This window comes from Micromonospora sp. CPCC 205539, from assembly GCF_036906815.1.
Classification (GTDB): domain Bacteria; phylum Actinomycetota; class Actinomycetes; order Mycobacteriales; family Micromonosporaceae; genus Micromonospora.
The window spans coordinates 63,446-79,959 of sequence record NZ_JBAKHW010000025.1 but is presented as its reverse complement, the minus strand read 5'-3'; the positions used below and the strand labels follow the sequence as shown (position 1 = coordinate 79,959).

Below are 16,514 nucleotides of genomic sequence, written 5' to 3'. Positions count from 1 at the left end.
GGCCGTGACGGGGACCAGCCTCGAGTAACGAGAGAGGAGGGACATGGCGGACAAGCCGATCCGGGCCGACAAGGCCACGGCCGTCGCTGAGCTGACCGAGAGCTTCCGCAGTTCGGGCGCCACCGTGCTGACCGAGTACCGCGGTCTGACCGTTTCGCAGCTCACCCAGCTGCGGCGCACGCTCGGTGCCGAGACCAGCTACACGGTCACGAAGAACACGCTGGCCAAGCGTGCTGCGACGGACGCGGGCATCACCGGCCTCGACGAGTTGTTCACCGGTCCTACCGCGCTGACTTTCGTTTCGGGCGACGTCGTCGAGGCGGCGAAGGGACTTCGCGACTTCGCGAAGGCCAACCCGAAGCTCGTCATCAAGGGCGGTGTCTTCGAGGGCAAGGCCATTTCCGCGGCCGAGGTCACGAAGCTTGCCGACCTGGAGTCCCGCGAGGTGCTGCTGGCCAAGCTGGCCGGCGCGATGAAGGGCAACCTGAGCAAGGCCGCGGCCCTGTTCCAGGCCCCGCTGTCGAAGACCGCCCGCCTGGCGGCTGCCCTGCAGGACAAGCGCGAGAAGGAGGGCGCCGAGGCGGCCTGAGGCCCTCCCGGCGCACCAGTTCTTACTTAACAGATTTAGGAAAGGACGCCAGACATGGCGAAGCTCAGCACCGACGAGCTCCTCGACGCGTTCAAGGAGATGACGCTGATCGAGCTCTCCGAGTTCGTGAAGCAGTTCGAGACGACCTTCGAGGTCACCGCGGCCGCTCCGGTCGCGATCGCCCAGGGTGGCGGCGGCGGCGCCGCTGCTGCTCCGGTCGAGGAGGAGAAGGACGAGTTCGACGTCATCCTCGAGGCTGACGGCGGCAAGAAGATCCAGGTCATCAAGGTCGTGCGCGAGCTGACCGGCCTGGGCCTCAAGGAGGCCAAGGACGCGGTCGAGTCCGCGCCGAAGGCCATCCTGGAGAAGGTCAACAAGGAGACCGCCGAGAAGGCGAAGGCCAAGCTCGAGGGCGAGGGCGCCAAGGTCACCCTCAAGTGACCTGACGCTCCACCAGCGCGTTGCCCGGCTCGCTGAGCCGGGAATACCACCGCGTCGCGGCGGGCGGTGATCCGACAGGGTCACCGCCCGCTGTGTTTGGTGGCTCCGGTGCACAGGCGGCCTGAGCTGGGCTTCGACGACCATCAGCCCTGCATCGGCCGTGCCTGGCGGGGTGTGTCGTCGGCGGGAAAGAGGGGCAACCGGATACCGGGCCTTGACGCGGCCCCGGGCTGCCAGGCACGCTGACACCAGCAAGACACCGCGCTTGCGACGGCCACGATGTGGGTAGTGCAGCGGCGGCACCATCAGCCGCTGCTACCCGAGCGGCCCGGCAGGACCGTTGCGTTCCGAGCGGCCCGGTAGACCCCGTTTCCGGGGGCCCGAGGCGCGTTCCGCAAACGACCTGCGGGGTGGGCTGGACAGCGGTTAGCCTCTCGGCTACACTGCTAGTTTGCGCTGCCTTCCGTCTTGACCCCTGCGCGGAAATGTCCGTTTACGGATATTTCTGGTGGGGTCATTGGAGTGCACGCGTACCAGCCGTTCTGCAGCACCGGTCCTCGGAAGGACGCATCTTGGCAGCTTCCCGCCCTGCGAAGACCAGTCGTACGTCGAGCGCATTCGCGCCCCGCCGAGTTTCATTCGGCAGGATCACCGAACACCTCGAGGTCCCCAACCTCCTCGCCATCCAGAACGAGTCGTTCGACTGGCTCGTTGGCAACGAGGCTTGGCAGGGCCGGTCGGCGGACGACCCGCACGCACGCTCGGGTCTCGCGGAGATCCTCGAAGAGATCAGTCCCATTGAGGACTTTTCCGGCACCATGTCTCTTTCCTTCTCAGCGCCGCGCTTCGACGAGGTCAAGGCCTCGATCGAGGAGTGCAAGGAGAAGGACCTGACCTACTGCGCTCCGCTCTTCGTGACCGCGGAGTTCACCAACAACACCACTGGCGAGATCAAGAGCCAGACGGTGTTCATGGGTGACTTCCCGATGATGACGCCCAAGGGCACCTTCGTCATCAACGGCACCGAGCGCGTCGTGGTCAGCCAGCTCGTCCGGTCTCCGGGCGTGTACTTCGACAAGCAGCCGGACAAGACCTCCGACCGCGACCTCTCCAGCGTCAAGGTCATCCCGAGTCGGGGTGCCTGGCTGGAGTTCGACATCGATAAGCGCGACACGGTCGGCGTACGCATCGACCGCAAGCGTCGGCAGGCCGTCACCGTCCTGCTCAAGGCCATCGGATGGTCGGCCGAGCGGATCCGTGAGAAGTTCGGCTGGTCCGAGCTGATGATGACCACGCTCGAGAAGGACCACATCGCCGGCGCCGACGAGGCTCTGCTCGACATCTACCGCAAGCTGCGCCCTGGCGAGCCGCCGACGCGCGAGAACGCCCAGACCCTGCTCGACAACCTCTTCTTCAACCCGAAGAGGTACGACGTCGCCAAGGTCGGGCGCTACAAGTTCAACAAGAAGCTCGAAGTCGGCGTACCGATCACCACCGGCACGCTGACCGAGGACGACATCGTCGCCACCGTGGAGTACCTGTGCCGGCTGCACGCCGGTGAGGACGGCTACGAGGCCGACGACATCGACCACTTCGGCAACCGGCGCCTCCGTACCGTGGGCGAGCTGATCCAGAACCAGGTTCGGGTCGGCCTGTCCCGGATGGAGCGTGTCGTCCGCGAGCGGATGACCACGCAGGACGTCGAGGCGATCACCCCGCAGACCCTGATCAATATCCGCCCGGTGGTGGCGGCGATCAAGGAGTTCTTCGGGACGTCGCAGCTGTCCCAGTTCATGGACCAGACCAACCCGCTGGCGGGCCTGACCCACCGGCGTCGGCTGAGCGCGCTCGGCCCGGGTGGTCTGTCCCGGGAGCGGGCCGGCTTCGAGGTCCGCGACGTGCACCCGTCCCACTACGGCCGGATGTGCCCGATCGAGACGCCGGAAGGCCCGAACATCGGCCTGATCGGCGCGCTGTCCACCTTCGCCCGGGTCAACCCGTTCGGCTTCATCGAGACGCCGTACCGGAAGGTCGTCGAGGGTCGGGTCACCGACCAGATCGACTACCTGACCGCGGACGAGGAGGACCGGTTCGTCAAGGCCCAGGCCAACGCGCGCCTGCAGCCTGACGGCACGTTCGCCGAGGACCGGGTGCTCTGCCGTCGTAAGGGCGGCGAGACCGAGGACGTCGTCCCCGGCGCCGTCGACTACATGGACGTCTCGCCCCGGCAGATGACCTCGGTCGCGACCGCCATGATCCCGTTCCTCGAGCACGACGACGCCAACCGGGCACTGATGGGCGCGAACATGCAGCGCCAGGCGGTGCCGCTGGTCAAGGCCGAGGCGCCGCTCGTGGGTACGGGAATGGAGTACCGGGCCGCGGTCGACGCTGGCGACGTGGTGGTCGCCGAGGTCGGTGGTGTGATCGAGGATCTCTGCGCCGACTACGTCACCATCCACCAGGATGACGGCCACCGCCGGACGTACCTGCTGCACAAGTTCCGCCGCTCCAACGCCGGCTCCTGCGTCAACCAGAAGCCGGTCGTCTTCGAGGGCGACCGCGTCGAGGCCGGTCAGGTCATCGCCGACGGTCCGTGCACCGACGAGGGCGAGATGGCACTCGGACGCAACCTGCTGGTGGCGTTCATGTGCTGGGAGGGCCACAACTACGAGGACGCGATCATCCTGTCGCAGCGCCTCGTGCAGCAGGACGTGCTCACCTCGATCCACATCGAGGAGCACGAGGTCGACGCCCGGGACACCAAGCTCGGCCCGGAGGAGATCACCCGCGACATCCCGAACGTCAGCGAGGAAATGCTCGCTGACCTCGACGAGCGCGGCATCATCCGGATCGGCGCCGAGGTCGTCCCCGGCGACATCCTGGTCGGCAAGGTCACGCCCAAGGGTGAGACCGAGCTGACCCCGGAGGAGCGCCTGCTCCGCGCGATCTTCGGTGAGAAGGCGCGTGAGGTTCGGGACACCTCGCTGAAGGTGCCGCACGGCGAGACCGGCACGGTCATCGGTGTGCGCACGTTCTCCCGCGAGGACGGCGACGAGTTGCCGCCGGGTGTCAACGAGCTGGTCCGGGTCTACGTCGCCCAGAAGCGCAAGATCCAGGACGGCGACAAGCTCGCCGGCCGGCACGGCAACAAGGGTGTCATCTCGAAGATCCTGCCGATCGAGGACATGCCGTTCCTTGAGGACGGCACCCCGGTCGACATCGTGCTCAACCCGCTCGGTGTGCCGAGCCGGATGAACATCGGCCAGGTGCTGGAGACCCACCTCGGTTGGGTCGCCAAGACCGGTTGGAAGGTCGAGGGTGACGACGCCGACTGGAAGCGCCAGCTGCGCTCGATCGACGCGCACGAGTCCGAGGGCGACACCAACGTGGCCACCCCGGTCTTCGATGGTGCTCGCGAGGAGGAGATCTCCGGCCTGCTCGAGTCGACCCTGCCCAACCGGGACGGCAAGCAGCTGATCGGGCGTACCGGCAAGGCGCAGTTGTTCGATGGTCGTTCCGGCGAGCCGCTGCCGGACCCGATCGCGGTCGGCTACGTCTACATCCTGAAGCTCAACCACCTGGTCGACGACAAGATCCACGCTCGTTCGACCGGTCCGTACTCGATGATCACGCAGCAGCCGCTGGGTGGTAAGGCGCAGTTCGGTGGTCAGCGTTTCGGTGAGATGGAGTGCTGGGCGATGCAGGCGTACGGCGCTGCCTACGCCCTGCAGGAGCTGCTCACGATCAAGTCCGACGACGTGCTCGGCCGAGTGAAGGTCTACGAGGCCATCGTCAAGGGCGAGAACATCCCGGAGCCGGGCATCCCGGAGTCGTTCAAGGTGCTGCTCAAGGAGCTGCAGTCGCTGTGCCTCAACGTTGAGGTGCTCTCCAGCGACGGTGTGGCCCTGGAAATGCGCGAGACCGACGACGAGGTGTTCCGGGCCGCTGAGGAGCTGGGCATCGACCTGTCCCGGCGCGAGCCGAGCTCGGTCGAAGAGGTCTGAGGTGAGCGGTCGGGGGCCGGTACGCCGGCCCCCGACCTCGCCCGAGAATTAGCAGTACAGACGACGACATAGGGGACATAGTGCTCGACGTCAACTTCTTCGACGAGCTGCGCATTGGTCTCGCCACCGCCGACGACATCCGTCAGTGGTCGCACGGCGAGGTCAAGAAGCCTGAGACGATCAACTACCGCACCCTCAAGCCGGAGAAGGACGGGCTCTTCTGCGAGAAGATCTTCGGTCCGCAGCGGGACTGGGAGTGCTACTGCGGTAAGTACAAGCGGGTGCGCTTCAAGGGCATCATCTGCGAGCGCTGCGGCGTCGAGGTGACTCGCTCCAAGGTGCGTCGTGAGCGGATGGGCCACATCGAGCTGGCCGCTCCGGTCACCCACATCTGGTACTTCAAGGGCGTGCCGAGCCGGCTGGGTTACCTGCTGGACCTCGCCCCCAAGGACCTCGAGAAGATCATCTACTTCGCCTCGTACGTCGTGACGAGCGTGGACGCGGAGTCGCGTCACCGCGACCTCTCGACGATCGAGAACGAGATCCTGGCCGAGAAGCGGCAGTCCGAGAACAGCCGCGACTCGGAGATCGAGAAGCGGGCCGCCAAGCTCGAGGCCGACCTGGCCGAGCTGGAGGCCGAGGGTGCCAAGGCGGACGTCCGGCGCAAGGTCAAGGAGGGCGGAGAGCGCGAGATGCGCCAGATCCGCGACCGGGCCCAGCGCGAGATCGACCGCCTGGACGAGGTGCTGGACACCTTCCGCAAGCTGGAGCCGAAGCAGCTGGTCACCGACGAACTGCTCTACCGCGAGCTGCGCGACCGGTTCGGTGAGTACTTCACCGGCTCGATGGGCGCCGAGGCGATCAAGGCGCTGGTCCAGAACATGGACCTCGACGCCGAGGCCGAGAGCCTGCGGGAGACCATCCGGTCCGGCAAGGGCCAGCGGAAGATCCGGGCGCTCAAGCGACTCAAGGTCGTGGCGGCGTTCCTGAACACCCGCAACTCGCCGCTCGGCATGGTGCTGGACTGCGTCCCGGTCATCCCGCCGGACCTGCGCCCGATGGTGCAGCTCGACGGTGGCCGGTTCGCCACCTCGGACCTGAACGACCTGTACCGCCGCGTGATCAACCGGAACAACCGCCTCAAGCGGCTGATCGACCTCGGCGCGCCCGAGATCATCGTCAACAACGAGAAGCGGATGCTCCAGGAGGCCGTCGACGCGCTGTTCGACAACGGCCGCCGCGGCCGGCCGGTCACCGGTCCGGGTAACCGTCCGCTCAAGTCGCTGTCCGACATGCTCAAGGGCAAGCAGGGCCGGTTCCGCCAGAACCTGCTGGGCAAGCGCGTCGACTACTCCGGCCGTTCGGTCATCGTGGTCGGCCCGAAGCTCAAGCTGCACCAGTGCGGCCTGCCCAAGCAGATGGCGCTGGAGCTGTTCAAGCCGTTCGTGATGAAGCGGCTGGTCGACCTCAACCACGCGCAGAACATCAAGTCTGCCAAGCGGATGGTCGAGCGGCAGCGTCCGGTCGTGTGGGACGTGCTGGAAGAGGTCATCGGCGAGCACCCCGTGCTGCTCAACCGGGCGCCGACCCTGCACCGCCTGGGCATCCAGGCCTTCGAGCCGCAGCTGGTCGAGGGCAAGGCGATCCAGATCCACCCGCTGGTCTGCACCGCGTTCAACGCCGACTTCGACGGTGACCAGATGGCGGTGCACGTGCCGCTGTCCGCTGAGGCCCAGGCCGAGGCCCGGATCCTGATGCTGTCGTCGAACAACATCCTCAAGCCGGCCGACGGCAAGCCGGTCACCATGCCTACCCAGGACATGGTCATCGGTCTCTACCACCTCACCCACCTCACCCCCGGTGAGAAGGGCGAGGGCCGGGCGTTCAGCTCGGACGCCGAGACGCGGATGGCGTTCGACAACGGTGAGCTGCACCTGCAGGCACCGGTGAAGATCCGTCTGCACAACGTGATCGGGGTCGACAACGGCGCCGGCGCCGAGCCGTGGACCGCCCCGGAGGGCTGGGTCGAGGGCGAAGCGCTGACCGTGGAGACCACCCTGGGTCGGGTGCTGTTCAACGAGACGCTGCCGCAGGGCTACCGCTTCGTGAACTACGAGATCCGCAAGGGTCAGCTCTCCGCGATCGTCAACGACCTTGCCGAGCGGTTCCCCAAGGTGGCGCTGGCCGCCACCCTGGACGGGCTCAAGGAGGCCGGTTTCCACTGGGCCACCTGGTCCGGCGTGACCATCGGCATGGAGGACGTCATCGCTCCGCCGCGCAAGGCGGAGATCCTGGAGAAGTACGAGAAGGAAGCCGACCGGATCGACAAGCAGTACCAGCGTGGTCTGATGACCGCCGAGGAGCGTCGCGGCGAGCTCATCGAGATCTGGACCAAGGCGACCAACGAGGTCGCCAAGGAGATGGACACTGCGCTTCCGCAGGAGAACCCACTGTGGAAGATGATCAATTCGGGTGCTCGAGGCAACCTGCTCCAGCTCCGGCAGATCGCGGCGATCCGTGGTCTGGTGGCCAACCCGAAGGGCGAGATCATCCCGCGGCCGATCAAGGCCAGCTACCGGGAGGGTCTGTCCGTGCTGGAGTACTTCATCTCCACGCACGGTGCCCGTAAGGGTCTCGCCGACACCGCGCTGCGTACCGCCGACTCGGGTTACCTGACCCGTCGTCTGGTGGACGTCTCGCAGGACGTCATCATCCGCGAGGAAGACTGCGGCACCGACCGGGCGATCCCGATGCAGATCGGCGAGCGCCTGGAGGGCGGCAAGCTGGTCGTGCACGAGCACGCCGAGACCAGCGTGCACGCCCGTACCCTGGCCGACGACATCAAGGGGCCGGACGGCACCGTGGTCGCCGAGCGGGGTCAGGACATCAACTCCATCGGGGTCGACAAGATCGTCGCCGCCGGCGTGGAGACGGTCCGGGTGCGCAGCGTGCTCACCTGCGAGTCGAAGCTGGGTGTCTGCGGTGCCTGCTACGGGCGTTCGCTGCCGACCGGCAAGACCGTGGACGTCGGCGAGGCGGTCGGCATCATCGCCGCCCAGTCGATCGGTGAGCCGGGTACGCAGCTGACGATGCGTACCTTCCACACCGGTGGTGTCGCGGGTGAGGACATCACCCAGGGTCTGCCGCGTGTCCAGGAGATCTTCGAGGCCCGGGTCCCGAAGGGTAAGGCGCCCATCGCCGACACCCCCGGCCGGATCCGGATCGAGGACGGCGAGCGCTCGCGCAAGATCATCGTGGTGCCGGACGACGGCAGCGAGGAGATCGTGTACGACAAGATCTCCAAGCGGGTTCGGCTGCGTACCCACGACGGCGGTCACGTCGCGGTCGGCGAGAAGCTGACCGAGGGCACCATCGACCCGCACGAGCTGCTGCGGATCATGGGTCCGCGGGCGGTCCAGGTCCACCTGACCAGTGAGGTCCAGGAGGTCTACCGCTCGCAGGGTGTGCTCATCCACGACAAGCACATCGAGATCATCATTCGCCAGATGCTCAAGCGGGTGACGGTCATCGACTCCGGCTCGACCGAGTTCCTGCCGGGTGTGCTGGTCGACCGGGCGCTGTTCGAGTCGGAGAACCGCCGACTCGTCTCGGAGGGCGGCGAGCCCGCCGCCGGTCGTCCGGTGCTGATGGGTATCACCAAGGCCTCGCTGGCCACGGACTCCTGGCTCTCGGCGGCCTCCTTCCAGGAGACCACCCGGGTGCTGACCGACGCTGCGATCAACTCGCGCAGCGACTCGCTGGTCGGCCTCAAGGAGAACGTGATCATCGGAAAGCTCATCCCGGCTGGTACCGGCATCAGCAAGTACCGCAACGTCCGGGTGGAGCCGACCGAGGAGGCGAAGGCCAAGGTCTACTCGATGACCGGTTACCCGGAGACCGACTACGGCTTCGGGCCGGCCAACGGGCAGGCTGTGCCGCTGGACGACTTCGACTTCGGGTCGTACCGCTAAGCACCAACCGCACGACGAGGCCCCCGGCACCCGCCGGGGGCCTCGTCGCGTCCGGGCTCGGGGCACCCGACCGTGCCCGCCGCGGCCACGCCCATGATCACGGTGTCCGGAACAGTTGCGAGCGGGTCCGTGGAACTGCTGAGGCCACAGAGATCTTGAACAGCGTCGCTCAGTCCGGGCCTGGCCCATCCGCGGGCCGGGTTCGGCATGATGGGGGCATGACGACCGCACCCGGGCAGGTGCCCGTCGCGCAGCAGGGCCTGCGCCACCCGCTGGATCCCGACCCGGCCCGAGCCACCAAGGCGCGGGCGGTCTTCGCGTTGGGACTGCTCGGCATGCTGACCGGTCTGTTCATCGGTGGAGTGGCGCCGGCCACGGTGGCGCTGCAACTCGCTCGGCAGGCGCGCCGAGAGGCGTACACCTCGGGGGGTTTCCTGACCGGCGCGGCCTGGCTGCGACGGGGGGAGCGGCTCGCGTGGACCGGCCTGGTGCTGGTCGCGGTCAGCGTGGTGATCGCGGTGGTGATCGGCGTGGTCCGGATGGCGGGCTCTCCGTTGGGCCACGACTATCCGACGAACATGGACTGAGCCGCCGGCTCGCCGCCGCGCCGGGCGTAAGCGCCTGTGCACCCGACGGTAGCCTGGCCGGTGTCCGTCGCACGGCGGTGGCGGCCCTGTCGACAGGAGGACCTCGTGACGGAACCGGCGCGGCCACCGGCGGACGAACCGGCCGGTCATCCTGGCGCGTCGGAGCCGGCCAACGGCCTGCCTGAGCCGAGCGACTGGGCGCGACCCGACCCGGGCGGTGAGTCGGCCAGCCAGGATGCATCCCCGGACGGCGGGCCGTCGCCGGCCGCCACGCCCGACTGGGGCAAACCGCTGGCGTCGACACCCGGTTGGGGCGCTCCGGCGGCTTCCACGCCGTCTCCTAACTGGGGTACGCCGACGCCGCCCAGCCCCGGGCAGCCGTCCCCGAATACCGGCACGGCCCCTTCGAGCACCGGGCAGCCGTACCCCGGATCCGGGGCACCCTACGCGGGTGGTGGGCAGCCGTACCCGGGTTCTGGGGTGCCGTACCCGGGTGGGCAGCCGTACCCCGGATCTGGGGTGCCGTACCCGGGTGGCGGGCAGCCGTACCCCGGATCTGGGGCGCCGGCCCCGGCGGCGCAGAGCTGGGGGCCGCCGGCGAGCGGGCCTGGCGGGGCGGCGGGCCCGGTGCCTCCGTCCACCTGGCCGGTGAGTGGCGCTGGTGGGGCGCCCGGCTGGGGAGCCCCGCCGTCGGGCCAGGCCGCTGGTTGGGGCGTGTCGCCAGCACCGCCGGTGCCGCCACCCACGGACGACCAGCGCCGGCCGCCGAAGCGGGTGGAGATGGTGCCGGGTACGCCGTTCGGCGTGGTGCACCTGGACGTGCCCCCGGTCACCTCCGGTCTGGCTGTAGGGGCGCTGCTGGTCGGCATCGCGTCGATCCTGGTCTCGCTGCTGGTGATCTGCATCGGGGTGGCCTTCGCGAACAACGGTGGGGCCTGGGCGTCCGGAGCGTTCGCCGTGCTCGGCATGCTCGCCGGGGTGGCGGCGATCGTCGCCGGCCTGCTCGGTCGGCGGCAGATCCGCCGGCCGGCGGCGCCGCCCGCGGTCCGGTTCACCGGGCAGGGCCTGGCGGTGGCCGGAATCAGCTGCGGCGCGGCGGGGGCGCTGCTCAGCGCCCTGGGTCTGGGCCTGGCATTGTTGATCTCACTGGCGTGAGCCCCATCACCCACCCGGCCTTGGCTGATCCGCACGGTGTCGGTGAGGTCGGGGTAACCGGCCGTCGTTGATACCCCGACGTCCGTGATCTCGAGATGATCATGGATCAGAGGGCTGCTGCTGCACACTTGTCGCGTGGATTGTCCCTTATCGGAGACGCGCGCCGGCGGTTGACCGGCCGGTTCGAGTCGGCGAAGGGTCCGCGCCTGCCCGGGGTGGCCGCCCCGGGGGCGACGGGTGGTCCGGCGGGGGAGCCGGTACACTTGTATTCGTAGGTGCCCATTGCGGGCGACGGGGCAGGGCGGGATCAGACCGGCGGGTGTGAGATGTTCGCCGGGTCATTCCGTTTTGACCTGGGCGGCTGTGGTAGGTACTCTTTCCCCTTGTGCCCGGGCCTGCCCGGGCAACTCGTGCGTGCGCTGGATCCGGATTCCGGACGGCGGCACGGCAAGCCAAGGATCCGGAGCGGGGCGACTCGCGGGCCGGTGACAGACAGATCCCCGGTAGGCACGCGAAAGCGTCCCCACCGGGACCGTGGACGGGGCGACACGCCCGACCGCGGGTGCCGGGACTGCCGCAAGGCGGCCCTGGTCGGAATGTAGGAGAGCCGGTCATCAGGCCGGCTAACGAGCAGACGGCGCGGTCGCGACAGCGGCCGAAGGGAGCGGAGAAACCCGGTGCCCACGATCCAGCAGCTGGTCCGAAAGGGCCGCCAGGCAAAGACGAGCAAGACCAAGACCCCGGCGCTGAAGGGTTCCCCTCAGCGGCGCGGCGTGTGCACCCGCGTGTACACCACCACCCCGAAGAAGCCGAACTCGGCGCTGCGCAAGGTCGCTCGTGTGAAGCTCAGCAGCCAGATCGAGGTGACGGCCTACATCCCGGGCGTCGGTCACAACCTGCAGGAGCACTCGATCGTGCTCGTTCGCGGCGGCCGGGTGAAGGACCTCCCCGGCGTGCGTTACAAGATCGTTCGCGGCTCGCTGGACACCCAGGGTGTCCGCAACCGCAAGCAGGCGCGCAGCCGTTACGGCGCGAAGAAGGAGAAGAGCTGACATGCCGCGTAAGGGACCCGCTCCGCGGCGGCCGTTGGTCGCTGACCCGGTGTACAACTCGCCGCTGGTCACCCAGCTGGTGAACAAGATCCTGCTGCGCGGCAAGCGTCAGCTCGCCGAGACCATCGTGTACGCGGCCCTCGAGGGCTGCCGCGAGAAGTCCGGCACCGACCCGGTCGTCACCCTCAAGCGGGCGATGGACAACGTCAAGCCGACCCTCGAGGTGCGCAGCCGCCGTGTCGGTGGCGCCACCTACCAGGTTCCGGTCGAGGTCCGCCCCACCCGGGCGACCACCCTGGGCCTGCGCTGGCTGGTGACCTACTCCCGCGCTCGGCGTGAGAAGACCATGGTCGAGCGGCTGATGAACGAGCTGCTGGACGCGAGCAACGGCCTCGGTGCCGCCGTCAAGCGGCGCGAGGACACGCACAAGATGGCCGAGTCGAACAAGGCCTTCGCGCACTACCGCTGGTAACACCCTGGTTCCGGCGCCCACGGGCGCCGGAACCGCCACCAGTTGAGTCGAGACGACGATAAGTAGGGATTGAAGTGGCCGCCGCAGACGCGCTCGCCAACGTACGCAACATCGGCATCATGGCGCACATCGATGCCGGTAAGACCACGACCACCGAGCGGATCCTGTTCTACACCGGCATCACGTACAAGATCGGTGAGGTCCACGAGGGCGCTGCCGTCATGGACTGGATGGAGCAGGAGCAGGAGCGTGGCATCACCATCACCTCCGCTGCTACCAAGTGTGAGTGGAAGGGCCACACGATCCAGATCATCGACACGCCTGGCCACGTCGACTTCACGGTCGAGGTCGAGCGGTCGCTGCGCGTGCTGGATGGTGCGGTCGCGGTCTACGACGGTGTCGCCGGCGTCGAGCCGCAGACGGAGAACGTCTGGCGGCAGGCCGACAAGTACAACGTCCCGCGCATGTGCTTCGTCAACAAGCTCGACCGGACCGGTGCCGACTTCTTCCGCTGCGTGCAGATGATGATCGACCGGCTCAACGCCACCCCGCTGGTGCTCCAGATCCCGATCGGGCTCGAGGGTGACCACATCGGTGTCGTCGACCTGATCGGCATGCGCGCGCTCACCTGGCGTGGGGAGACCCAGAAGGGTGACGACTACGCGATCGAGGAGATCCCGGCCGACCTGGTCGACTCCGCGGCCGAGTGGCGCGAGAAGCTGATGGAGACCCTGGCCGACGTCGACGACTCGGTGATGGAGAAGTACCTGGAAGGCGAGGAGGTCTCCGTCGAGGAGATCAAGGCCGCCATCCGGCGTGCCACCATCGCCGGCAAGGCCAACCCGGTGCTCTGCGGCTCGGCGTTCAAGAACAAGGGCGTCCAGCCGATGCTCGACGCCGTGGTCGACTTCCTGCCGTCGCCGCTGGACGTTCCGGCGATCGAGGGTACGGCCACCGACGGCGAGACCCCGCTGGTGCGGAAGCCGTCCAAGTCGGAGCCGTTCTCCGGTCTGGCCTTCAAGATCCAGACGGACAAGCACCTCGGCAAGCTCACCTACGTCCGGGTCTACTCCGGTCTGCTCGAGTCCGGCTCCCAGGTGGTCAACTCCACCAAGGACCGCAAGGAGCGGATCGGCAAGATCTACCAGATGCACGCCAACAAGCGGGAAGAGCGTCCGTCGGCGCAGGCCGGCGACATCATCGCCGTGCAGGGTCTCAAGCAGACCACCACCGGCGACACGCTCTCCGACCCGGCGAACCCGGTGATCCTGGAGTCGATGACCTTCCCGGAGCCGGTCATCTCGGTGGCGATCGAGCCGAAGACCAAGTCCGACCAGGAGAAGCTGGGCACCGCGATCCAGCGCCTGGCCGAGGAGGACCCGACCTTCCGCGTCCGGTTGGACGAGGAGACCGGTCAGACGGTCATCTCCGGCATGGGTGAGCTGCACCTGGACATCCTGGTCGACCGTATGCGACGTGAGTTCAACGTCGAGGCGAACGTCGGCAAGCCGCAGGTGGCGTACCGCGAGACCATCCGCCGCAAGGTGGAGAAGGTCGAGTACACGCACAAGAAGCAGACCGGTGGTTCGGGCCAGTACGCCCGCGTCATCGTGAGCATCGAGCCGCTTCCGCTCGACAACGACTCGCCGACCTACGAGTTCGCCAACGCTGTCAGCGGTGGCCGCATCCCCCGGGAGTTCATCCCGTCGGTGGACGCGGGCGCGCAGGACGCCATGCAGTACGGCATCCTCGCCGGCTTCCCGCTGGTCGGTGTCAAGCTGACCCTGCTGGACGGCCAGTACCACGAGGTCGACTCGTCGGAAATGGCATTCAAGATCGCCGGCTCGATGGTGATGAAGGACGCGGCCCGCAAGGCCGACCCTGCGTTGCTCGAGCCGATGATGGCCGTTGAAGTCACCACTCCTGAGGAGAACATGGGTGACGTCATCGGTGACCTCAACTCCCGCCGCGGAATCATCCAGGCGATGGAGGAGCGCAGCGGCGCCCGCATCGTTCGGGCTCTGGTGCCGTTGTCGGAGATGTTCGGCTACGTCGGCGACCTGCGGTCGAAGACCCAGGGCCGGGCTAGCTACAGCATGCAGTTCGACTCCTACGCCGAGGTTCCCTCGAGCGTCGCTAAGGAGATCATTGCCAAGGCGACGGGCGAGTAACGTCCCGGAGCAGGTGATTCGTGGTTGGTCGCGGGAGGTTTCACCCGCCCGCGGCCACCACGATCGGGTTGCGTGAGATCGGGCCTGTAGGCTTCATCGCCGCAGAACCCACAAAAGCTTCCCGGCCGTCAGGCCGGAAAGGCTGTCGACAGAGTCCTAAGCGCCGACCGGCGCGCCGGGCGTACGAACCAAGAAGTCCACAGGAGGACACCAGTGGCGAAGGCTAAGTTCGAGCGGACTAAGCCGCACGTCAACATCGGCACCATTGGTCACATCGACCACGGTAAGACGACGCTGACGGCGGCCATCACCAAGGTCCTGCACGACCAGTACCCGGACCTGAACCCCTACACGCCGTTCGACGAGATCGACAAGGCGCCGGAGGAGAAGGCCCGCGGCATCACGATCTCGATCGCGCACGTCGAGTACCAGACCGAGTCGCGGCACTACGCGCACGTCGACTGCCCTGGGCACGCCGACTACATCAAGAACATGATCACCGGTGCCGCGCAGATGGACGGCGCGATCCTGGTGGTCGCGGCGACCGACGGCCCGATGCCGCAGACCCGCGAGCACGTGCTGCTGGCCCGTCAGGTCGGTGTGCCGTACATCGTCGTGGCGCTCAACAAGAGCGACATGGTCGATGACGAGGAGCTCCTGGAGCTCGTCGAGCTCGAGGTCCGTGAGCTGCTCTCCTCGCAGGAGTACCCGGGTGACGACCTGCCGGTCGTTCGGGTTTCGGCGCTGAAGGCCCTCGAGGGTGACCCCGAGTGGACCGGCAAGCTGCTGGACCTGATGACCGCGGTCGACACCTCGATCCCGCAGCCGGAGCGCGAGGTTGACAAGCCGTTCCTGATGCCGGTTGAGGACGTCTTCACGATCACCGGTCGTGGCACCGTCGTCACCGGTCGTGTGGAGCGCGGCGTTCTCCTGCCGAACGAGGATGTTGAGCTCGTCGGTATCAAGGAGAAGAGCTTCAAGACCAAGGTCACCGCGATCGAGATGTTCCGGAAGACCCTGGACGACGCTCGCGCAGGCGAGAACGTCGGCCTGCTGCTGCGTGGCACCAAGCGCGACGAGGTCGAGCGTGGCATGGTCGTCGTGAAGCCGGGCTCGAACACCCCGCACACGGAGTTCGAGGCGACGGTCTACATCCTCTCCAAGGAGGAGGGTGGCCGCCACACCCCGTTCTTCCAGAACTACCGTCCGCAGTTCTACTTCCGGACCACTGACGTCACCGGTGTCGTCACCCTCCCCGAGGGCACCGAGATGGTCATGCCGGGTGACAACACCACCATGTCGGTGAAGCTGATCCAGCCCATCGCCATGGAGGAGAACCTCAAGTTCGCGATCCGCGAGGGTGGCCGCACCGTCGGCGCCGGGTTCGTCACCAAGATCTCTAAGTGACCAAGGTAACCCCGATTAGACCCGCCGCCGGTCGTGCGGCATACTAGTCAGGTTGCGTAACGACAGTTCGTCGCCTGTGTTCGGCTTCCGCTGAACCTCCGGGTGACGGGACAGTCGAGCGTGGGGTGGTTGGCGGCGCAGGTCGCCAACCACCCTCGCACGGCGTTCAGGTCGCGGTAGCGATCGGCGTCTTGACCCACCGTGCGGTCAGCACCGCTCCGGAGTCCCGGGGCGGAGCCCGGCCCGAGGGCGCGACACGCCCGACCGCGGGGGTCGGCGAAGTGGGCCTGTACCAGCCGGTACAGGCGCCCGCAACACAGCGGCATCGAGAGAAGGAACAGAAGCCACCATGGCGGGACAGAAGATCCGCATCCGGCTCAAGGCCTATGACCACGAGGTCGTCGACTCCTCGGCTCGGAAGATCGTCGAGACGGTGACGCGCACCGGGGCGCAGGTCGCGGGCCCGGTGCCGCTGCCCACGGAGATCAACCGTTTCTGCGTTATCCGCTCGCCGCACAAGTACAAGGACTCGCGCGAGCACTTCGAGATGCGCACGCACAAGCGGCTGATCGACATCATCGACCCGACTCCGAAGACGGTCGACTCGCTCATGCGCCTCGACCTGCCGGCTGGCGTCGACATCGAGATCAAGCTGTAGGGACCGG

General features: G+C 67.5%; 11 protein-coding genes. All 11 read left to right on the top strand.

What is annotated here, in order from left to right; genetic code table 11:
• Window positions 1-43: 43 nt before the first annotated feature.
• The 11 genes from rplJ (at window position 44) to rpsJ (ending at window position 16,507) form a co-directional block, all read left to right on the top strand.
• Window positions 44-589: a 50S ribosomal protein L10 gene (rplJ, locus tag V6V47_RS21590; RefSeq protein ID WP_334630115.1), complete on the top strand. Its 546-nt coding sequence runs from the start codon at window positions 44-46 to the stop codon at window positions 587-589.
• A gap of 54 nt (window positions 590-643) precedes the next feature.
• Window positions 644-1,030 carry a 50S ribosomal protein L7/L12 gene (gene rplL / locus V6V47_RS21585; protein ID WP_334630114.1) on the top strand — a complete coding sequence of 129 codons (387 nt, stop codon included), beginning with the start codon at window positions 644-646 and terminating at the stop codon, window positions 1,028-1,030.
• A gap of 572 nt (window positions 1,031-1,602) precedes the next feature.
• Entirely contained in the window at window positions 1,603-5,034 is a 3,432-nt protein-coding gene (rpoB, locus tag V6V47_RS21580) for a DNA-directed RNA polymerase subunit beta (RefSeq protein ID WP_334630113.1), read from the top strand.
• A gap of 80 nt (window positions 5,035-5,114) precedes the next feature.
• Entirely contained in the window at window positions 5,115-9,005 is a 3,891-nt protein-coding gene (locus tag V6V47_RS21575) for a DNA-directed RNA polymerase subunit beta' (RefSeq protein ID WP_334630112.1), read from the top strand.
• 218 nt (window positions 9,006-9,223) lie between these two features.
• Window positions 9,224-9,592, top strand: coding sequence for a hypothetical protein (locus V6V47_RS21570; protein ID WP_334630111.1), 369 nt, complete (start codon window positions 9,224-9,226; stop codon window positions 9,590-9,592).
• Between the two features lie 774 nt (window positions 9,593-10,366).
• The gene (locus tag V6V47_RS21565; RefSeq protein ID WP_334630142.1) at window positions 10,367-10,747 is read left to right on the top strand and encodes a hypothetical protein; all 381 of its coding nucleotides are present in this window, start codon (window positions 10,367-10,369) and stop codon (window positions 10,745-10,747) included.
• A 677-nt stretch (window positions 10,748-11,424) separates the two neighbouring features.
• Window positions 11,425-11,799, top strand: coding sequence for a 30S ribosomal protein S12 (rpsL, locus tag V6V47_RS21560; RefSeq protein WP_014440718.1), 375 nt, complete (start codon window positions 11,425-11,427; stop codon window positions 11,797-11,799).
• Between the two features lies 1 nt (window position 11,800).
• Complete coding sequence (rpsG, locus tag V6V47_RS21555) at window positions 11,801-12,271, top strand: 30S ribosomal protein S7 (RefSeq protein ID WP_030489583.1); 471 nt, start codon at window positions 11,801-11,803, stop codon at window positions 12,269-12,271.
• 74 nt (window positions 12,272-12,345) lie between these two features.
• Window positions 12,346-14,442 carry an elongation factor G gene (gene fusA / locus V6V47_RS21550; protein ID WP_334630110.1) on the top strand — a complete coding sequence of 699 codons (2,097 nt, stop codon included), beginning with the start codon at window positions 12,346-12,348 and terminating at the stop codon, window positions 14,440-14,442.
• Window positions 14,443-14,655: 213 nt separating this feature from the next.
• Window positions 14,656-15,849 (top strand): elongation factor Tu, encoded by a 1,194-nt coding sequence (gene tuf, locus V6V47_RS21545; RefSeq protein WP_334630109.1) that lies wholly within the window; start codon window positions 14,656-14,658, stop codon window positions 15,847-15,849.
• A 349-nt stretch (window positions 15,850-16,198) separates the two neighbouring features.
• Window positions 16,199-16,507: a 30S ribosomal protein S10 gene (gene rpsJ, locus V6V47_RS21540; RefSeq protein WP_007073037.1), complete on the top strand. Its 309-nt coding sequence runs from the start codon at window positions 16,199-16,201 to the stop codon at window positions 16,505-16,507.
• Window positions 16,508-16,514: the final 7 nt, after the last annotated feature.